This is a genomic window from Exobacillus caeni (assembly GCF_005747095.1).
Lineage (GTDB): Bacteria > Bacillota > Bacilli > Bacillales > Guptibacillaceae > Exobacillus > Exobacillus caeni.
The window spans coordinates 515173-533385 of record NZ_SWLG01000001.1 but is presented as its reverse complement, the minus strand read 5'-3'; the positions used below and the strand labels follow the sequence as shown (position 1 = coordinate 533385).

Genomic DNA, 18213 nt, shown 5'->3' with positions numbered 1-18213 from the left:
ATCCATACATTACACTTTTATGAACGGAGAAATAAGATTATGTATAAAAGTTCATGGAAGGGTTGTATCAGCATTTTAATTTGATAGGTTGCTGTTTGACTGGAGTAATTTGTCTAACCTGGTCTACTAATGAAAAGGGAAGTAGAGGGTGTATTTTTCATGGAGACTCTATATTGGAGCTTCACAACACAATATTAGAGTTTCAGAACCATCTGATGGACGTTCATAGCGATTTATTAGAGGTTCAGTTATGCACGCTAACATAAAAAAACCGCTCATAAAGAGCGGTTTTCCCCTTACTTCTTTAATTTAGAAAATGCAATTTCTGCAGCTTCGATCGTTTTGTTGATGTCTTCCTCCGAATGTTCAGTAGAAAGGAAGAGGCCTTCAAATTGAGAAGGGGGCAGTGAGATTCCTTCATCGAGCATATTTCTAAAGTACTCAGCAAACATTGTTAGATCAGAAGCAGCAGCTTTGTCATAATTGGTTACTTGCTCCTCGTTAAAGAAGAAGCCTACCATAGATCCTGCCAGGTTTATGCTGTGTGGAATATTGTACTTCTCTGCAGCAAGTGACAATCCTTCTGCGAGACGTTCAGCTTTATGTTCAAATTCCTCATAAGATTCCGGAGTTAATTGGGAAAGTGTTTCATAACCTGCTGCCATTGCCAGCGGGTTTCCGCTTAACGTACCGGCCTGATAGATCGGACCGCTCGGTGCTATCTGCTCCATGATTTCTTTCTTGCCGCCATAAGCTCCGACCGGCAGTCCCCCTCCGATTACTTTTCCGAGGCAAGTTAGATCGGGAGTTACACCGTAATAGCCTTGAGCACAGTTATATCCTACACGGAATCCTGTCATCACTTCATCGAAAATTAGCAATGAACCATGTTCTTCCGTAATTTCGCGAAGCCCTTCAAGGAAGCCTTCCTGCGGGGGAACAACTCCCATGTTGCCTGCGACAGGCTCAACAATAACGCCTGCAATATCATCCCCGTACTCTTTAAAAGCATAGCGGATGCTTTCAAGATCATTATATGGGACTGTAATCGTATTTCGAGCAACTCCCTCCGGAACACCCGGACTGTCAGGAAGACCAAGCGTTGCAACCCCTGAACCTGCTTTAATAAGAAGAGAATCGCCGTGGCCATGGTAGCAGCCTTCAAACTTAATGATTTTATTTCTGCCGGTATAGCCTCTTGCCAGACGAAGCGCACTCATTGTCGCTTCTGTTCCGGAGTTAACCATACGGACGATTTCGATAGAAGGCACACGCTCTATGACAAGTTCTGCAAGTTTTGTTTCAAGTTCATGTGGAGCTCCAAAACTCGTTCCCTTTTCAGCCACTTCTTTAAGACGGGATACGACCTGTTCGTTGGCATGCCCTAGAATGAGTGGTCCCCATGACAGAACGTAATCAATGTATTCGTTGCCGTCCAGGTCATAAATTTTTGACCCTTTTCCTTTTTCCATGTATACCGGGTCCATGTTTACAGATTTAAAAGCTCTTACCGGACTGTTAACACCGCCTGGCATAACTTCCTTCGCTTTACTGAATGCTTCTCTGGATTTATCGTAACTCCGCATCGAATCACTCCTTTTTGAATTCAACTGAACTAGACTACAAGTACTTTTTTATTCGCTAAGCCACTTCGCCACATCTTTTGCAAAGTAAGTAATGATCAAGTCTGCTCCTGCACGTTTCATGCTTGTCAGCTTTTCCATAACGACTTCCTGTTCATTTAGCCATCCGTTCTGGCTCGCTGCTTTAATCATGGAATATTCTCCACTAACGTTATAAGCAACCATCGGAAGCGGGAAGCGGTCTTTTAGTTCGCGAATGATATCAAGATAAGAAAGTGCCGGTTTGACCATTAAGAAGTCTGCTCCCTCTTTAATATCAGACTCTGCTTCGCGAATCGCTTCAAGTCTGTTCGCAGGGTCCATTTGATATGTTTTGCGGTCTCCGAACTGAGGAGTGCTGTGGGCAGCATCACGGAACGGGCCATAAAATGCTGAAGAATACTTCACTGCATAGGACATTACCGGAATATCTTCAAAGCCAGCTTCATCAAGCCCTTTTCGAATCGCAGCAACAAAGCCGTCCATCATGTTAGACGGTGCAATGATATCAGCACCCGCTTTTGCCTGTGATACAGCAGTTTTAGCAAGCAACTCAAGCGACTTATCGTTGTTAACATATCCTTCTTCAACAACACCGCAGTGCCCATGGTCTGTATACTGGCAAAGACAAGTGTCCGCAATAACCGTAAGATCTGGATACCGTTCTTTAATATGAGAGATCGCTTGTTGTACAATTCCGGTATCGCAGTATGCCTGAGAACCGACCTCATCCTTTTCCTTCGGCACTCCAAAAACCATAACCGATGGAATTCCCAGCTTATAAACTTGGTCCATTTCTTCATTTATACGATCCATGGAAAAATGAAAAACTCCCGGCATTGAAGGGACTTCCCTTTTGATATCTTCGCCTTCAACTGCAAAAATAGGATAGATTAAATCTTCTTTCCGTAAAAATGTTTCCCTCACCATTGATCGGATGCTGTCAGTCCGGCGCAAGCGACGGTGTCTATTAAATGCTTTTTCCATTGTCTTTTCCTCCTAATTAGTTGAATAAAAATCAACTATCGCATCGATAAGGCCATCTATGTTATATTTTTGGGCTATAATTTCTGGTTCAATCTGATAAGAGCGTAACGTATTTTCAGTAATCGGTCCAATACTAGCTACTTTCATCCCTGCAATTAGCGGTCGCCAGTGTATATCATCTGCCAATTGAACAAAGTGATGAACAGTCGATGAGCTTGTAAAAGTAAGAATATCTGCTTTTTCATTTAGCAACATATCCTCGAGAAGCGGTTTAGAAGTATTCTCTATGACCGTTTCATAGACAACAAGTTCTTCCACTTCTATCCCCATCTGTTTTAACTGTAATGGGAGTTCTTTTCTGGCAAGATTGCCTCTTGGAAGCAATACCCTTTCTTCGCCGGAAAATTCTCGCTGAACAGCCTCGACCAACCCTTCCGCTACAAAGGTCTCAGGAAGCAAGTCTACTTTGATGCCACGCCTTTCTAAAGCACGGGAAGTTTTTGGGCCTACAGCTGCCACTCTCACACCGGCAGGCAATTCCTTGTATCTTTCAAAGAAAAAACGAACCCCATTCGTGCTTGTAAAAACAACCCAATCAAAGTCTTGAACATATGTAAAACCATCTGCCTCCCTTGAAGTGGAAGCAGTCTCTTTAAATGCAATCAAAGGCACCTCGAGAGGAATCCCCCCAAGGTCCTTTATTTTTTTTGAAAACGATCTGGCCTGCTCTTTGGACCGCGTCACAACGATTCGTTTTCCTTCAAGAGGAAGGGTCATTGATCAAGCTCATCCTTCACACGGTCCAGCAGTTCTTTCGCGCCTCTGTCTTTTAAATTGTTAGCGAGAGTTTTCCCAAGCTCAACCGGATCATCGCCCTTAAGACTCTCTTTAATGATTCGAGAACCATCAGGCTCTCCCACAAGCCCTGTCAGCATCAGGGTACCCTCACGTTCCTCTGCATAACCGGCGATCGGCACCTGGCATCCTCCTTCAAGGGAATGAAGAAACGCTCTCTCCGCCATAACAGTACGGTTTGTATAATCGTCATTTAGCCGGCTTAATAGGTCTAGCAGCTCTTTATCGCTTTCACGGCATTCGATGCCCAGCGCTCCCTGCCCTACTGCTGATAAACAAACATCCAGCGGCAGATACTCCGTTACAACATCCTTCGACCAGCCCATTCGATGCAAACCAGCAGCTGCAAGAACAATCGCATCATAATCTTCTTCATCAAGCTTTCGAAGCCTTGTATCGATGTTTCCCCGTATCCATTTAACCTTTAAGTCCGGACGAGCTGCCTGGATTTGCGCTTGTCTGCGCAGGCTGCTGGTTCCGACCACTGCCCCTTCAGGCAATTCTTCAAAAGAATCATACCCTTTTGCGATGATGGCATCGCGGTGGTCTTCCCTTTCCGGTATGCAACCGATCGTTAACCCTTCAGGTAATACGGAAGGCATATCCTTCATGCTGTGGACTGCCATATCGATCTCTCCGTCAAGCATTGCCTGCTCGATCTCTTTTACAAACAATCCTTTTCCACCTACTTTTGAAAGGGTTACATCCAGGATACGGTCACCTTTTGTAACGAACTCCTTAATTTCAAATGTAAATGGAAGGTTTAACTTTTCCAGCTGGGAAATAACCCACTTTGTTTGTGTCAACGCTAGATTACTTCTTCTGGATCCGATTACTATTTTTCTCATTATTGATCCTCCAAATTCTACTTTTTTATACCGAATCTCTTACACATACCAGAAATGGAAATCTGAAAGCGTCCCTGAAAGGAAGACATTGATCAGTACGATAAGGAATGCGCCAACGTTCCATAGTGCAAGAGATTTTCCTTCTATGCCTCTTCCTACCTTCTGGTAAAGATAAGTGCTGTAAGCCAGGAGTACAATGAAAGAGATGATTACCTTGGCATCAAGCCAGCTGAAATCTGCAACTTTTATCGATGCCCATACGACTCCCAGTATTAAGCTTAGCAATAATAGAGGGACCCCCACCATACTGCACAAGTAAGCCATTTTTTCCAGGTATGAAAGATTCCCGAATCGTTGCAGGCGTTTTCCCCACTTTTTTTCTTTCAGCATCTGGTACTGGATTAAATACATGATCGAGAAAATAAAGGCGAGGGAAAATGCCCCATATGAAATGAAAGCCATCGTGATATGAATAATAGACAGCTCCGACATGAGCTGTTCCTTTAAAACAAAAGAAGCCTCGCCTTTTGCTGCAAACAAATTAATAGCCATAATGATAAATCCGAGGACATTTGCAAAAAAAACAAAAAAATCAACACGGAAAAACCAGTTGATTAACAAAGATAACGTGACAATGACCCAGGCATAAAAAAAGAGGCCTTCAAATGGGGTCAAGATTGGAAAACCGCCAATCTTAATCACCTGAATAACAAGGAATATAGTTTGCAATCCCCAAACAATAGAAAGCAACCAGAAAGCTAGCTGATTAGCCTTCCGGTTGTTTTGTAAAAAATCGATAAAATATCCAAGGACACTGAGTGCATAAAGGATAATTGTTAAATCATAGATCCATTTGACATTCGCCACCGTAATGTCTCCTCTCCTAGGAGCGCAATTGCGTTGCCTCAATGGCAGAAGATAACTCCCAAGTCTCACCTTTTTCTGTCTTGTTATACTCTTTCGCCCTTTGCTTTGCAATCTCCTGTTTCACTTCTTCTTCGATTGCAAAAGTTTTCGCAAATGCTTCAAGAGCTTCAGCTGCATTCGGTTCAGCTGCCATTTCTTTTGCCCGAAGAATCGGATCTCTTAACAGCTGGTTCACGATGCTTTTTGTGTGTTTGCTGAGAACTTTTTTCTCTCTATCAGTTAAGTTAGGAAGTTTTCTTTCTATGCTGTTCATTGTTTCGGCCTGGACGGACAGAGCTTTTGTCCGAAGAGCAGAAATCACCGGAACAACGCCAAGTGTATTTAACCATTCCTGGAAAGCAACAAGATCCGCTTCAATCATCAGTTCGATCTTTTCTGCTTCCTTCTGGCGTTCTTCAAGATTTGTTTCCACAATTCCTTCCAAATCGTCTATATCATAAAGGAAAATGGATTCAAAGTCTGACAGTGAAGGGTCAAGGTCCCTTGGCACGGCGATATCGACCATGAATAGTGGGCGACCTTTTCGTTTCTTTAGAATCGGTTTCACGAGTTCAGGCGTAATAACGTAGTCTGTAGCACCCGTTGAACTGATCACGATATCTGCATCCGATAGCGCACTCTGGAGCAAGTTCATGGCCTTAGCCTGTCCGAAGAATTTCTCTGCCAGTTCCTGAGCCTTTTCAAGTGTACGGTTTACTACCGTCACCTCTTTCACTCCATTACTTTGCAAATGCTTCGCAGTCAACTCACCCATTTTCCCGGCGCCAACGATCAGTACTTTTTTCTGCTCAAGGCCGCCAAATATCTTCTTTGCCAGCTCTACCGCAGCATAACTTACTGAAACAGCGTTCTCGCCAATTTCTGTTTCCGAATGAGAGCGTTTCGCCAGCGTAACAGCCTGCCTGAATAACTGGTTGAAAATAGTGCCTGTCGTATTATTTTCCTGAGCAAGTAAAAAGCTGTCCCGAACCTGGCCAAGGATTTGTGTTTCACCAAGTACCATGGAATTTAAACCACAGGCTACTCGGAATAAATGTTCGATCGCCGCCTCGTTCTCCCTGATAACCAAGAAAGGAGAAAACTCATCCTTCTCAATCTCAAACCAATCGGAAAGAAACGCCTTTGTGTAATATCTCCCTGTATGCAACTGGTCTGCCACAATATAGACCTCTGTACGGTTACAAGTTGAAACAATAACACATTCTAAAATACTTTTAGAATTCCTCAGTTTTGTTAGAGCCTCTGGTAGATCATTTTCGTTAAACGAAAGCTTTTCACGAATTTCTACAGGGGCTGTTTTATGGTTCAACCCGACTACAAGGATGTGCATCTTCCCACCCCCAACATATTCTTAAAACCTGACCGAACAGGTTGTTAACTACAATTACCGAACAAAATCATCTTAATCTTACCATCTAACGTCATTATATCATGTGACATTTCTCACATATCGTAAAAATGTGAACAGTGTATGAAGCATTATGATATGATAAAATAGCAATTCAATAAGAAAAACACATCATTATTAATGTACCAGAAGTAACAGGATATATCAAAAGATGAACTTTTCTGACAATAACCGGGGGGATTTGATTTGAAAAAGCAAGGTGTTTTCTTAGGTATCCTATTAATCGGGATAGGTTCTTTTTTTCTGTTAGAAAACTTTAATGTACCATATATGGATCAATTGGCCAGCTGGCCTTTAATTTTAATCATTATAGGGTTCGCCTTTTTGTTCCAGGCTTTTCTCGTGAAGGAGTACCAAAATATTTTCCCGGGAATTATCCTTATCGGTCTCGGAGTCCACTTTTTTGCGCTTAATTCTTTACCTTTTTGGCCAAACTCCTGGGGAATGTATACGTTGATTGTAAGTCTTGCATTCTTATTTACATATTATAAGACAAAAAAAGGCGGCTTATTCACAGGCATGGCCTTACTTATCATTTCCCTTTTCGAGTTGCTTTACACAGGCTTTCAACTATGGCTTCAAACTACTTTTAATTTTATTGGCGAACTCTGGCCGATAATTTTAATCGCTTTTGGCATTTATTTAATCTGGTTCAAAAAGAAATAAAAAACCAGAGCGATTGAAAGATAGTCGCTCTGGTTTTTTTGTTTTAACGCCTAAAGGATGGAACTTAAGAAATCCTGTGTTCGCTGTTCAGTAGGATTATCAAACAACTCATCAGGATGCCCGCGTTCGACGATCCTGCCGCCATGCATATAACAGACCCAGTCTGCTACTTCACGTGCAAAGCCCATTTCGTGGGTAACGACTACCATTGTCATACCTTCCCTTGCAAGCTCTTTCATCGTGGAAAGCACCTCTCCGACAAGTTCCGGATCAAGAGCAGATGTCGGTTCGTCAAACAGCATTATGTCCGGCTTCATTGCAAGCGAGCGCGCGATTGCGACACGCTGTTTTTGTCCGCCTGATAATTTGGAAGGATAAACATCTGCCTTTTCAGCCAGCCCGACCTTTGCAAGTAACTCTTTGCCTTCTTTTACCGCTTCATCTTTCTTCATCTTTTTCACCATCAGCGGTGCCTCAATAACGTTTTCAAGTACGGTTTTATGAGGAAAAAGATTAAAGTGCTGAAACACCATGCCGACCGTCTGGCGAACCTTGTTCAGGTCATCTTTATCAGGTTCGATCTGCTTTCCTTCGATCGTTATCGTTCCGCTATTTTTTATTTCTAAAAAGTTCAAGCAGCGCAGCAATGTACTTTTACCAGAACCACTGGCTCCTATCAGCACGACCACGTCGCTCTCTTTTACTGTCATATCCACATCTTTTAACACGTGTAAGTCTCCAAAAGACTTGTTAAGCTTTTCTACCTTGATCATTTCTCTTTTTTCAGCCAATGTAAATTCCTCCTCCCTCTGTTAATCGCTGGCAGCTAGTTTTCTTTCAAGCATATTTACTAGAACTGTGAATGCAAGAACAAGCACTAAATAGTAGAATGCAACGATCATTAAATATGTCATTTCATCAAAAGTTCTTGCCCCCTGTGTTGTTGCAATACTGAACAATTCTGATAAAGAAATAAAGGCAGCAAGTGAGGAGTCTTTTAAACCAATGATAAACTGGTTACCTAATGGAGGAAGAGCTCGGCGGAATGCCTGAGGCAAAATGATCCTTCTCATTGTAAGCGTGTGACTCATTCCAAGAGAACGTCCTGCTTCCATCTGTCCTTTTTCGATCGACTGAATCGATCCACGGAATATTTCAGCGATATAAGCACCGTTATGAAGAGCAAGTCCAAGTGCTGCCGACCAAAATGCGGAAATTCCGAGGTTGGAAAGACCGAAATAAAAGATAAAGATCTGTACGATCAGGGGAGTTCCTCTAATAACACCGATGTATACATCTGCGATCCAATTTAGAACCTTTACATTGGATATCTTAAGAAGTGAAAAAAATAGTCCGAAAAATACTGCGATCAGAATAGAAATAGCTGTCAGTCGAAGTGTCAGCCACATTCCTTCTAAGAAAATTGGATAACTATTAGCGAATGTCTCAAGTAAATGGGATATGCTTGGCAAGTTTATTCATCTCCTTTTTAAGCAAGGAATGTGCGCACTGTTACATGCGCACATTACAGGTTTTATTCTGGTTGTTGAGTAATGTCTGCACCGATGTATTCTTTACTGAGTTCAGCTAATTTTCCGCTTTCTTTTAATTCTTGCAGTGCTTTGTTAATTGCTTCGAGCAGCTTTTTATCATCTTTAGCTACTGCGATCGCCTGTTCACTTACACCTAACTGTTCTACTTTCTCGATTTTAAAATCTTTCTCGATCGCCTGCTTACCAGTGATGTCATCAGTGATAACCGCATCATGCTTCCCTTCGCTTAGCGCGCGAAGTGCTGTTTGGTCACTATCATACTGGCTGATATCGTCTGTGTATTCTTGAGCTGACTTTTCATAAGTAGAACCTTTTGACACCGCAACATTTTTACCATCTAAATCTTCTACACTCTTTATGTCACTTCCTGGTTGAACGAATAAAACCGGGCCGGAATAGTAATACGGTTCACTGAAGTTTACTTCTTTTTCACGTTCAGGCGTGATCGTATGGCTCGCTACCGCTGCATCGAATCTGCCTGATTTGATCGCTGAAATCATGCCGGCGAACTTGAATTTTTCTACTTCAGGTTCAAGGCCGATCTTTTCAGCTACCGCTTTACCAACAGCAACATCATAACCGCTCAGGTCTCCATTTTCATCAACCGTACTGAACGGAGGGAATTCTCCAGATACAACATATTTAAACTTTCCTTCTTCCGTTAACTCGAGGCCGCTTGCTTCTCCGCCGCCTTCACCGTTTCCCCCATCTCCTCCAGCGTTGTTGCCTCCGTTATTTCCTCCGCAGGCAGCAAGGACGAGACCGAATACCATAAGAATCATTGTGAATACTGATAATGTTTTTTTCTTCATCATTTGGTTGTTTGTCCCCCTTCTATTTTTACTTCTAATGAAGTTAGCTAACCGCATTATGTAAAGTGTCATGGTCCTATCTTACCAGCTAGTCTAAATTTTTTCAATTTTCGTATTTTACTATATTGCTTAATATTTCGCCTTCATCCGTTCTCACCTCCTGCTTGTCCCTGTTTGCTCCAAAATGCTATAAAAGTGTATTTTTCTTTACCCGTTATTCATCTTTATTAAACCTCTTTTATTAAAAGCGTTTAACAACAGCTGCTATTGTTGGGGTTTAATGCATAACCATTCATCCTGCTGCACAAAGAAACTCCCTGTCTTACCTGATAAAAAAAGAAGGCTATATGCGATATTCGCATATAGCCTTCTTTTAAATGGTAGATTGTATCGCACTCCAAACTTCTTCTTTTCCTTTTCCTGTTTGAGCAGAAAATACAACGAGCTGGTCGGTCGGTTCTACTTTAAGCGTTTCCCGTACAACTTTAAGATGCTTTTGCCACTTGCCTTTTGGAATCTTATCTGCTTTTGTGGCAACTACAATAACGGGAATCTCATAATGCTTCAGCCAATCGTACATTACGACATCATCATTCGATGGCGAATGCCTCAGGTCAACGATCAAAATGACAGCACGCAAGTCCTCTCGATTTGCAAGATAGGTTTCGATCATCTTGCCCCAGGCTTCTCTTTCTTTTTTAGATACCTTCGCAAAACCGTAACCCGGAACATCAACGAAGTACAGTACTTCATTGATCAAATAAAAATTTAAGGTCTGGGTTTTCCCGGGTTTTTGTGAAGTTCTGGCTAGATTTTTTCGGTTGAGCAGTGTGTTGATCAAGGAAGATTTTCCAACGTTTGATCTCCCTGCCAGTGCAATCTCCGGCAGATCGTCCTCTGGATACTGATCGGGTTTAACTGCACTAATAATAAAATCCGATTTTGTTACTTTCATTTTTTCTCCCCTACTAAAGCATGTTTTAGGACTTCATCAAGATGAGAAACCGGGACGAAGGTCAAATCCTTGCGAACGCTTTCCGGAATATCATCCAGATCTTTTTCATTATCCTTCGGCATAATGATTTTTGTAAGGCCGGAACGATGAGCACTTAGAGATTTTTCTTTTAGGCCGCCGATCGGCAGTACTCGCCCACGTAACGTAATCTCACCGGTCATTCCTACCTCTTTTCTGACTGCTTTACCGGTCAAGGCTGAAACTAATGCGGTTGCTATCGTTATACCTGCTGACGGGCCGTCTTTCGGAGTAGCTCCTTCTGGCACGTGGATGTGAATATCATTTTTTTCAAGAAACTCAGGATCCACTTTCAATTCGTTCGCGCGAGAACGGATATAGCTAAACGCAGCTTGAGCTGATTCTTTCATAACATCGCCTAGTTTCCCTGTAAGGATCAGTTTGCCCTTACCAGGGTAGATAGAGACTTCGATAGACAGCGTGTCTCCTCCAGCTGTTGTGTATGCTAGACCAGTTGCAGTTCCAACCTGGTCCTCTGTTTCAGCCTCACCGTATTTAAACTTCGGCTTGCCAAGGTACTCTTCGATCGCTTTGTCAGTAAGCACAACTTTTTTCTTTTCGCCGGACACAAGCACTTTCGCTGCTTTTCGGCAAAGTGTTGCAATCTGCCGTTCAAGATTTCGCACACCGGCTTCTCTTGTATAATGTCTGATCACTTCCACTATTGCCTCATCTCTGATCTGGAACTGGCCCTTTTGCAGCCCATGGTCTTCTCTCTGCCTCGGAACCAGATATTGTTTCGCAATATGAAGCTTTTCAATTTCAGTATATCCTGCGATCCGAATAACCTCCATCCGGTCTAGCAAAGGTTCCGGAATCGTAGTCATCGTATTGGCTGTCGTAATAAACATAACCTTTGAAAGGTCATATTGCTCTTCAATGTAATGATCACTGAATGTATTGTTTTGCTGCGGATCAAGTACTTCCAATAGAGCAGCGGAAGGATCTCCTCTAAAATCATTCGACATCTTATCGATTTCATCTAACAGGAAGACCGGGTTAATGGTTCCTGCCTTTTTCATGCCTTGCATGATTCGTCCCGGCATTGCTCCGACATAAGTCCTTCTGTGGCCGCGTATTTCTGCCTCGTCTCTAACACCGCCAAGAGATATTCTTACGAATTCCCTGCCTACCGCCCGGGAAATCGATTTTGCCAGAGATGTTTTACCAACACCTGGAGGACCTACAAGGCAAAGAATTGGCCCTTTTAGAGATTTCGTAAGCTGTTGGACAGCAAGATACTCCAGCACACGCTCCTTCACTTTCTCGAGCCCATAATGATCCTCATTAAGAATCTTCTCTGCATGGTCGATATCCAGGTTATCTTCTGTTTCCTTGGACCATGGCAGTTGAAGCAGCCAGTCAATATAGTTTCGTATCACTGAACTTTCAGCAGAGGTTTGAGGGATTTTTTCATAGCGGTCAAGTTCTTTCAATGCAGCTTCTCTAACATTTTCAGGCATATTGGACTCATCGATCTGATCCTTAAGTGTCGATACTTCCTCTGTTTTGCCCTCTTTTTCACCAAGCTCCTTCTGAATGGCCTTCATTTGTTCACGCAGGTAATATTCCTTTTGCGTTTTTTCCATCGAACGTTTAACACGCTGGCCGATTTTCTTTTCCAGGCCAAGAACTTCTTTTTCATTGTTTAAAATATCGAGTAGCTTCTCGAGACGTTCTTTCGCATCGAATGTTTGCAAGATTTCTTGCTTTTGTCGAATTTTTAGCGATAGGTGGGAAGCAACGATATCTGCAAGCCTTCCTGGTTCCTCGATATCAGCGACGGTAGCAAACGTTTCTGCTGTTACCTTTTTTGAAATTTTGATATATTGTTCGAAAGCATCAAGAACTGCTCGCATTAGAGCAATCTCTTCAGCCATAGCTTCTTCGCGTTCATCTACCAGCTGTACATCTACTTCATAGTATTCCTCTTTATCTGTATAGCGCTCAATTTTTGCACGCTGTAACCCTTCAACAAGAACTCGAATCGTTCCGTTCGGCAGCTTAAGCATTTGTTTGACGGTTGCGATCGTTCCTACTTCATAAATATCTTCTTCCGTTGGTTCTTCAATTCCCACTTCTTTTTGTGTAGATAAGAAAATTTGGTGATCATCTACCATCACTTTTTCAAGTGCTTGTACAGACTTCTCCCGTCCAACATCAAGATGAAGCACCATAGAAGGATAGACAAGCAGTCCTCTTAAGGGAAGAAGCGGAATCGTTTTTAGTTCATTATTCATTCCAGGGGCACCTCCAAATACACTGACTTTTACATTCTCTACGTTTCTCTAAAACCGACCTGATTGCAGTAATATAAAAGGCATGGATATACTTATCCATTTAACACTCTTTCTCTTCATTACCGCAAAAAATTTGCTCAGCATTACAAAGAGGAGCTTTTATAAATTTTATCCTATATCTCCAGACTTTGTCTAATTTCCCATACCTATGTTTTATGTATTTCTCTAATACGTTTCTTTTTAAACAAGAGTACCCGCCATTAAATTTTTGTTGGCGGGGAATCCTTTAATTCTGATGATGCAGGGATAACTTCCTGGTTTTGAAGCACATCCCCTGGAAATGCGATTTCCAGCACTTCCTCTAGTCTCTCAACCGGTATAATTTCGATCTCTTTAATTTCTTTTAAAATTTCCTGGTAATTTTCTTTTGGTATGATAACTCTTTTGGCACCGGCTTGTTTGGCGGCAAGCACTTTAGCAAATACACCGCCTACAGGTTTTACATTAGCATGAATGCTGATCTCACCAGTCATAGCGAGTTGATTGTCGATCTTTTCCCTTTTGATCGCAGAGTATATTCCTGTAGCGATCGCTACACCTGCAGAAGGCCCATCAACCGGCGCACCTCCTGGGAAATTAATATGGATATCATACTCAAATGACGGTATACCCATTCCTTCCAACACTGTTAAAACGTTCTCGACCGAAGATTTCGCAAGACTCTTTCTTCGTACCGATTTGCTCTGGTTTCCTATACTTTCTTCTTCAACGATTCCAGTGATGGTTACTTTTCCTTTTTCTTTCGCCCTTGTTGCCGTAACCTCAATTTCCAATAAAGAACCGGTGTTTGGTCCGTATACAGCTAATCCATTTACAAGGCCAATTTCCGGATAAAGATGGATTTTGCGTTCTGGCCGAGGAGAGAGCTGGCTCGAATGAATAACCCACTCCACATCCGACAGGTGTATGCAATCACGATCTTCCGTAATAGCTAGCCCGGCCGCGATCTGCATCAAGTTAACCGCTTCTCTTCCATTTTTAGCGTATTTGGTTATTTTATCGATTCCGTTAGGCTCGATGTTTAACTTAAGTTTTTCCGCGGCTCTATTCGCAATTGCAGCAATTTCTTCTTGATTTAATTCTCTAAAAAAGATTTCCAGGCACCGTGAACGAATAGCAGGCGGGATTTCCTCCGGGGTCCTTGTTGTTGCACCGATCATCCGGAAATCTGCCGGCAATCCATTTTGAAAAATATCATGGATGTGAGGAGGAATATTGGTATTTTCTTCATTATAATAAGCACTTTCCAAAAAAACTTTACGATCTTCCAAAACTTTTAAAAGCTTATTCATTTGAATAGGATGAAGTTCTCCGATTTCATCGATGAACAATACACCGCCATGAGCGTTTGTTACAGCACCTTGTTTCGGTTGAGGAATTCCTGCCTGCCCCATTGCACCTGCCCCTTGATAAATAGGATCATGGACAGAACCAATCAATGGATCGGCGATTCCTCTCTCATCAAAGCGGGCTGTAGTTGCATCCAGTTCAACAAAGACGGCACTGGTTTTAAAAGGAGTATTCTTGTTCCGCTTCGCTTCTTCTAATACGAGGCGTGCAGCCGCTGTTTTTCCTACACCAGGCGGGCCATAAATAATAACATGCTGTGGGTTTGGTCCGCAAATTGCAGCCCTCAAAGAACGGATGCCATCCTTTTGACCCACAATATCCGCAAAGCTTGAAGGCCTAACCCTTTCAGCCAGCGGTTCACTGAGTGAGATGCTCCGAAGTCTTCGAAGCTGTTCCATTTCCTTGCGTGACTCTTTATCAATGGAGACTTTTTGAGTCCTTTGGTTACGAAGAAGATTCCAAAAGTAAAGCCCGATTACTACTCCAAAAAAAAGTTGAACCACTAAAGCTATACCAGTCCAGTTCATACAAGTCCCTCCTGCAGCTAATAAGTCAATTAGGCATAGTATCTCCTAGCACAGGATGGACTAAACGGAAAATTTGATTTGGACCGGCTTATTTTCCCATTTAAAAATCATGCCGATTGGCGAATCCTCAGGTTAAAGCCCATATCATGGATTAATATCTTATATTTAACCCTATCTTTACCTCGCCGATCTTACCTTATCTTTCTTATAGTGTGAAAACAAAAAGCCAACCATCAACAGAGATGATTGACTTTTGCTTTCTTATGCACTTTCTCTAGGTGAGTCCTTTTCTCCTTCAATAACGGTTCCATCGCTCATCACAAGACGAGGAGCGGTTTTATCTGTTACCGTTTCACTGGTGATAATACATTTTTCAATATCTTCTCTTGAAGGAAGGTCATACATAACATCCAGCATAATCCCTTCAATAATGGAACGAAGACCACGCGCGCCAGTTTTACGCTCGATTGCCTGTTTTGCAATTTCCACAAGTGCTCCATCTTCAAATTCAAGCTCAACATTGTCGATTTCAAGCAGTTTTTGATATTGCTTAACAAGCGCATTCTTCGGCTTGGTAAGAATTTCAACAAGTGCTTCTTCATCAAGCGGTTCAAGGCTTCCGATTACAGGAAGACGTCCGATAAACTCAGGGATCAAGCCAAAGCGAAGTAAATCTTCCGGCAATACCTTTTGTAAATACTCGCCCTGCTTAAGATCCTGCTGCTTACCGTCGGCTCCAAAACCGATTACCTTTTTACCAAGGCGGCGTTTAATGATCTGTTCGATACCGTCAAAGGCACCTCCACAGATAAACAGGATATTTGTTGTATCGATTTGAATAAACTCTTGATGAGGGTGTTTACGTCCGCCCTGTGGAGGAACGCTTGCAGTCGTTCCTTCTAAAATTTTAAGAAGGGCTTGCTGTACACCTTCACCAGATACGTCTCTTGTAATAGACGGATTTTCAGACTTACGTGCTACTTTATCGATCTCGTCGATATAGATAATACCTTTTTCAGCCTTTTCAACATCATAGTCGGCGGCCTGGATTAGTTTGAGAAGGATGTTTTCCACATCTTCTCCTACATATCCCGCTTCTGTTAAGGAAGTTGCATCAGCAATCGCAAAAGGTACATTCAAGATTCTTGCGAGCGTCTGTGCAAGCAATGTCTTACCGCTTCCGGTCGGCCCGATCAAGCAGATGTTACTTTTCGCAAGCTCGACGCCGTCTGACTTGTAAGAAGCATTGATCCGTTTATAGTGATTATATACCGCTACAGACAGCGACTTTTTCGCCTTTTCCTGTCCGATTACGTAATCATCTAAAATCTGGCGGATTTCCTGTGGCTTCGGAACTTCTTTAAAATCAACTTCTTCTTCTGTTCCAAGCTCTTCTTCTACTATTTCTGTACATAACTCGATACATTCATCGCAAATGTATACCCCTGGCCCTGCAACTAACTTGCGGACCTGGTCCTGTGTTTTGCCACAAAAGGAACATTTAAGTTGTCCTTTTTCATCGTTAAACTTAAACATGAAATCACCCCTAACAGTTGATCTCGATGGTACCTTTTTTATGGGTCCATCCCAATTTGCACTTCTTCAAAATCGATCTATCGGTAATGGTTAATTCATTTGCAGGATTCATCTTTTCCATCAATCACTTCGATTTTTATGTATTGAATTGTATCATATATTCCCTGCCGCAAGAAAATGAAACGGCTTAATTTTATGTATGATGATTGAAAAGATGAAAACCCTGTTACTTACTATCTTAAGCAAAAAGTAACAATTTCATTACTATATTGTGTAAGAAACAAGGCACGAAAAAATCGCGCCTTGTTTCTTATTTCCAGGTATCCCCTGAGTTACCGGGCTTTAAAGCTCCTTGATTCACTTTGTTATAAACGAAATTACTTTGCTTCCTTAGCAACAGTTTTGCTGTTTTCAACAAGCAGGTCGATCGCTTTGCGGATTTTTAGATCGCCTTTCAATGCGTCAGTTCCACCCTGCATTTGAAGCATTTGCTTGATTTTATCTGCTTCAGTATTGTACATTTCTGCCATTTTTTCGACTTCTTCATTAGCTTCTTCATCAGAAACTTCAATGTTTTCTTCTTCAGAAATCGCTTCAAGTGTAAGGTTTGTACGAACGCGTTTTTCAGCATCTTCCTGCATTTGTTCGCGAAGTGCATTTTCGTCCTGACCGGAGAACTGATAGTACATTTCAAGATTCATACCCTGAGCTTGAAGACGTTGTTCAAACTCTTGAAGCATTCTGTCTTGTTCTGAAGTAACCATCGCTTCCGGCACATCGATTTCAGCGTTTTCAGTCGCTTTTTCTACAAGCGTATCTTTCATGCTCAAGTCAGCGTCCTGTTTCTTTTGCTCTTCAAGACGCTCTCTTGTTTTTTGCTTCAACTCATCAAGTGTTTCCACTTCTTCATTAACATCTTTCGCAAATTCATCATCAAGCTCTGGAAGTTCTTTGCGTTTGATGTCATGGATTTTGACTTTAAATGTAACTTCTTCGCCAGCGAGATTTTCAGCATGGTATTCTTCAGGGAACGTTACATTGATTTCTTTTTCGGCTCCCGCTTTTTCACCAACTAGTTGATCTTCAAATCCCGGGATGAAAGTGCCAGAACCGATTTCAAGAGAATAATTTTCCCCTTTGCCGCCTTCAAACGCTTCTCCATTATGGAAACCTTCAAAATCAATAACGACAGTGTCGCCTTCTTGCACTTCGCCGTCTTCCACTACAACTAGCTCAGCATGTTTTTCCTGAAGCTGCTTCAATTCACTTTCAACATCTTCTTCTGTTACTTCAGTGTCCTGCTCTTCTACTTCAAGCCCTTTGTATTCGCCAAGTTTCACTTCAGGTTTGACGGTTACAGTAGCTTTGAAGATCAAATTTTGGCCTTTTTCAATTTGCTCGATATCCACTTCAGGACGGTCTACTGGATCGATTCCAGTCTCTTCAACAGCAGTTGAATAAGCTTCTGGAAGAAGAATGTCCAGTGCGTCCTGATAAAGAGATTCCACACCAAAACGTTGTTCAAAAATCATACGAGGTACTTTCCCTTTACGGAATCCAGGTACGTTTACTTTCTTAACAACTTTTTTGAATGCTTGGTCAAGTGCAGCGTCAACTTTTGATGCGTCCACATCGACTGTTAGTACACCTTGGTTACCTTCGAGCTTTTCCCATTTTGCAGTCATGTATACTTTCCCTCCAACAATTATATAATTACACTTTTCAGAAAGAATTTAAGAGAATCCATCATCCGGTACTAAACACTTTCTGATACACCTTAATTAACATG

General features: G+C 42.1%; 15 protein-coding genes. 1 reads left to right on the top strand and 14 read right to left on the bottom strand.

Annotated elements, in window-relative coordinates; translation table 11 throughout:
• Positions 1 to 296 precede the first annotated feature (296 nt).
• From hemL to hemA, 6 genes are read right to left on the bottom strand one after another with little or no spacing between them, the layout of a single operon-like run.
• The gene (gene hemL / locus FCL54_RS02620) at positions 297 to 1586 is read right to left on the bottom strand and encodes a glutamate-1-semialdehyde 2,1-aminomutase (protein WP_138122848.1); all 1290 of its coding nucleotides are present in this window, start codon (positions 1584 to 1586) and stop codon (positions 297 to 299) included.
• 48 nt (positions 1587 to 1634) lie between these two features.
• Positions 1635 to 2609, bottom strand: coding sequence for a porphobilinogen synthase (hemB, locus tag FCL54_RS02615; RefSeq protein WP_138122846.1), 975 nt, complete (start codon positions 2607 to 2609; stop codon positions 1635 to 1637).
• 12 nt (positions 2610 to 2621) lie between these two features.
• Positions 2622 to 3386, bottom strand: coding sequence for a uroporphyrinogen-III synthase (locus tag FCL54_RS02610; RefSeq protein WP_138122844.1), 765 nt, complete (start codon positions 3384 to 3386; stop codon positions 2622 to 2624).
• Positions 3383 to 4312: a hydroxymethylbilane synthase gene (hemC, locus tag FCL54_RS02605; protein ID WP_138122842.1), complete on the bottom strand. Its 930-nt coding sequence runs from the start codon at positions 4310 to 4312 to the stop codon at positions 3383 to 3385. Before hemC ends, FCL54_RS02610 begins: the two co-directional genes overlap by 4 nt.
• Before the next feature lie 39 nt (positions 4313 to 4351).
• Positions 4352 to 5185, bottom strand: coding sequence for a cytochrome c biogenesis protein (locus FCL54_RS02600; protein ID WP_138123246.1), 834 nt, complete (start codon positions 5183 to 5185; stop codon positions 4352 to 4354).
• Between the two features lie 10 nt (positions 5186 to 5195).
• Positions 5196 to 6569, bottom strand: coding sequence for a glutamyl-tRNA reductase (hemA, locus tag FCL54_RS02595; RefSeq protein WP_138122840.1), 1374 nt, complete (start codon positions 6567 to 6569; stop codon positions 5196 to 5198).
• A 264-nt stretch (positions 6570 to 6833) separates the two neighbouring features.
• On the opposite strand from hemA, the gene FCL54_RS02590 reads away from it, so the two are divergent.
• A complete protein-coding gene (locus FCL54_RS02590; RefSeq protein WP_138122838.1) occupies positions 6834 to 7313 on the top strand; it encodes a LiaI-LiaF-like domain-containing protein in 480 nt (159 codons plus the stop codon).
• A gap of 50 nt (positions 7314 to 7363) precedes the next feature.
• Here the strand turns inward: FCL54_RS02590 and FCL54_RS02585 are convergent, their stop codons facing one another.
• The 8 genes from FCL54_RS02585 to tig form a co-directional block, all read right to left on the bottom strand.
• Positions 7364 to 8086, bottom strand: a complete 723-nt coding sequence (locus FCL54_RS02585) for an amino acid ABC transporter ATP-binding protein (protein WP_138123243.1) — start codon at positions 8084 to 8086, stop codon at positions 7364 to 7366.
• A 39-nt stretch (positions 8087 to 8125) separates the two neighbouring features.
• Positions 8126 to 8785, bottom strand: coding sequence for an amino acid ABC transporter permease (locus FCL54_RS02580; protein WP_138122836.1), 660 nt, complete (start codon positions 8783 to 8785; stop codon positions 8126 to 8128).
• Positions 8786 to 8847: 62 nt separating this feature from the next.
• Complete coding sequence (locus tag FCL54_RS02575) at positions 8848 to 9678, bottom strand: transporter substrate-binding domain-containing protein (protein WP_138123241.1); 831 nt, start codon at positions 9676 to 9678, stop codon at positions 8848 to 8850.
• Positions 9679 to 10051: 373 nt separating this feature from the next.
• Positions 10052 to 10633 carry a ribosome biogenesis GTP-binding protein YihA/YsxC gene (gene yihA / locus FCL54_RS02570; protein WP_138122834.1) on the bottom strand — a complete coding sequence of 194 codons (582 nt, stop codon included), beginning with the start codon at positions 10631 to 10633 and terminating at the stop codon, positions 10052 to 10054.
• The gene (lon, locus tag FCL54_RS02565) at positions 10630 to 12951 is read right to left on the bottom strand and encodes an endopeptidase La (protein ID WP_138122832.1); all 2322 of its coding nucleotides are present in this window, start codon (positions 12949 to 12951) and stop codon (positions 10630 to 10632) included. Before lon ends, yihA begins: the two co-directional genes overlap by 4 nt.
• Positions 12952 to 13211: 260 nt before the next feature.
• Positions 13212 to 14888 carry an ATP-dependent protease LonB gene (lonB, locus tag FCL54_RS02560; protein WP_138122830.1) on the bottom strand — a complete coding sequence of 559 codons (1677 nt, stop codon included), beginning with the start codon at positions 14886 to 14888 and terminating at the stop codon, positions 13212 to 13214.
• Between the two features lie 261 nt (positions 14889 to 15149).
• Positions 15150 to 16424 carry an ATP-dependent protease ATP-binding subunit ClpX gene (gene clpX, locus FCL54_RS02555; RefSeq protein WP_138122828.1) on the bottom strand — a complete coding sequence of 425 codons (1275 nt, stop codon included), beginning with the start codon at positions 16422 to 16424 and terminating at the stop codon, positions 15150 to 15152.
• Between the two features lie 377 nt (positions 16425 to 16801).
• On the bottom strand, positions 16802 to 18109 hold the full coding sequence (gene tig / locus FCL54_RS02550; RefSeq protein WP_138122826.1) for a trigger factor: 1308 nt from the start codon (positions 18107 to 18109) through the stop codon (positions 16802 to 16804).
• Positions 18110 to 18213: the final 104 nt, after the last annotated feature.

What these genes read in the sequence shown, in the direction of transcription:
- hemL (WP_138122848.1), bottom strand. Translation starts at nt 1,586, where the DNA reads ATGCGGAGTTACGATAAATCCAGAGAAGCATTCAGTAAAGCGAAGGAA.
- hemB (WP_138122846.1), bottom strand. Translation starts at nt 2,609, where the DNA reads ATGGAAAAAGCATTTAATAGACACCGTCGCTTGCGCCGGACTGACAGC.
- FCL54_RS02610 (WP_138122844.1), bottom strand. Translation starts at nt 3,386, where the DNA reads ATGACCCTTCCTCTTGAAGGAAAACGAATCGTTGTGACGCGGTCCAAA.
- hemC (WP_138122842.1), bottom strand. Translation starts at nt 4,312, where the DNA reads ATGAGAAAAATAGTAATCGGATCCAGAAGAAGTAATCTAGCGTTGACA.
- hemA (WP_138122840.1), bottom strand. Translation starts at nt 6,569, where the DNA reads ATGCACATCCTTGTAGTCGGGTTGAACCATAAAACAGCCCCTGTAGAA.
- FCL54_RS02585 (WP_138123243.1), bottom strand. Translation starts at nt 8,086, where the DNA reads ATGATCAAGGTAGAAAAGCTTAACAAGTCTTTTGGAGACTTACACGTG.
- FCL54_RS02575 (WP_138123241.1), bottom strand. Translation starts at nt 9,678, where the DNA reads ATGAAGAAAAAAACATTATCAGTATTCACAATGATTCTTATGGTATTC.
- yihA (WP_138122834.1), bottom strand. Translation starts at nt 10,633, where the DNA reads ATGAAAGTAACAAAATCGGATTTTATTATTAGTGCAGTTAAACCCGAT.
- lon (WP_138122832.1), bottom strand. Translation starts at nt 12,951, where the DNA reads ATGAATAATGAACTAAAAACGATTCCGCTTCTTCCCTTAAGAGGACTG.
- lonB (WP_138122830.1), bottom strand. Translation starts at nt 14,888, where the DNA reads ATGAACTGGACTGGTATAGCTTTAGTGGTTCAACTTTTTTTTGGAGTA.
- clpX (WP_138122828.1), bottom strand. Translation starts at nt 16,424, where the DNA reads ATGTTTAAGTTTAACGATGAAAAAGGACAACTTAAATGTTCCTTTTGT.
- tig (WP_138122826.1), bottom strand. Translation starts at nt 18,109, where the DNA reads ATGACTGCAAAATGGGAAAAGCTCGAAGGTAACCAAGGTGTACTAACA.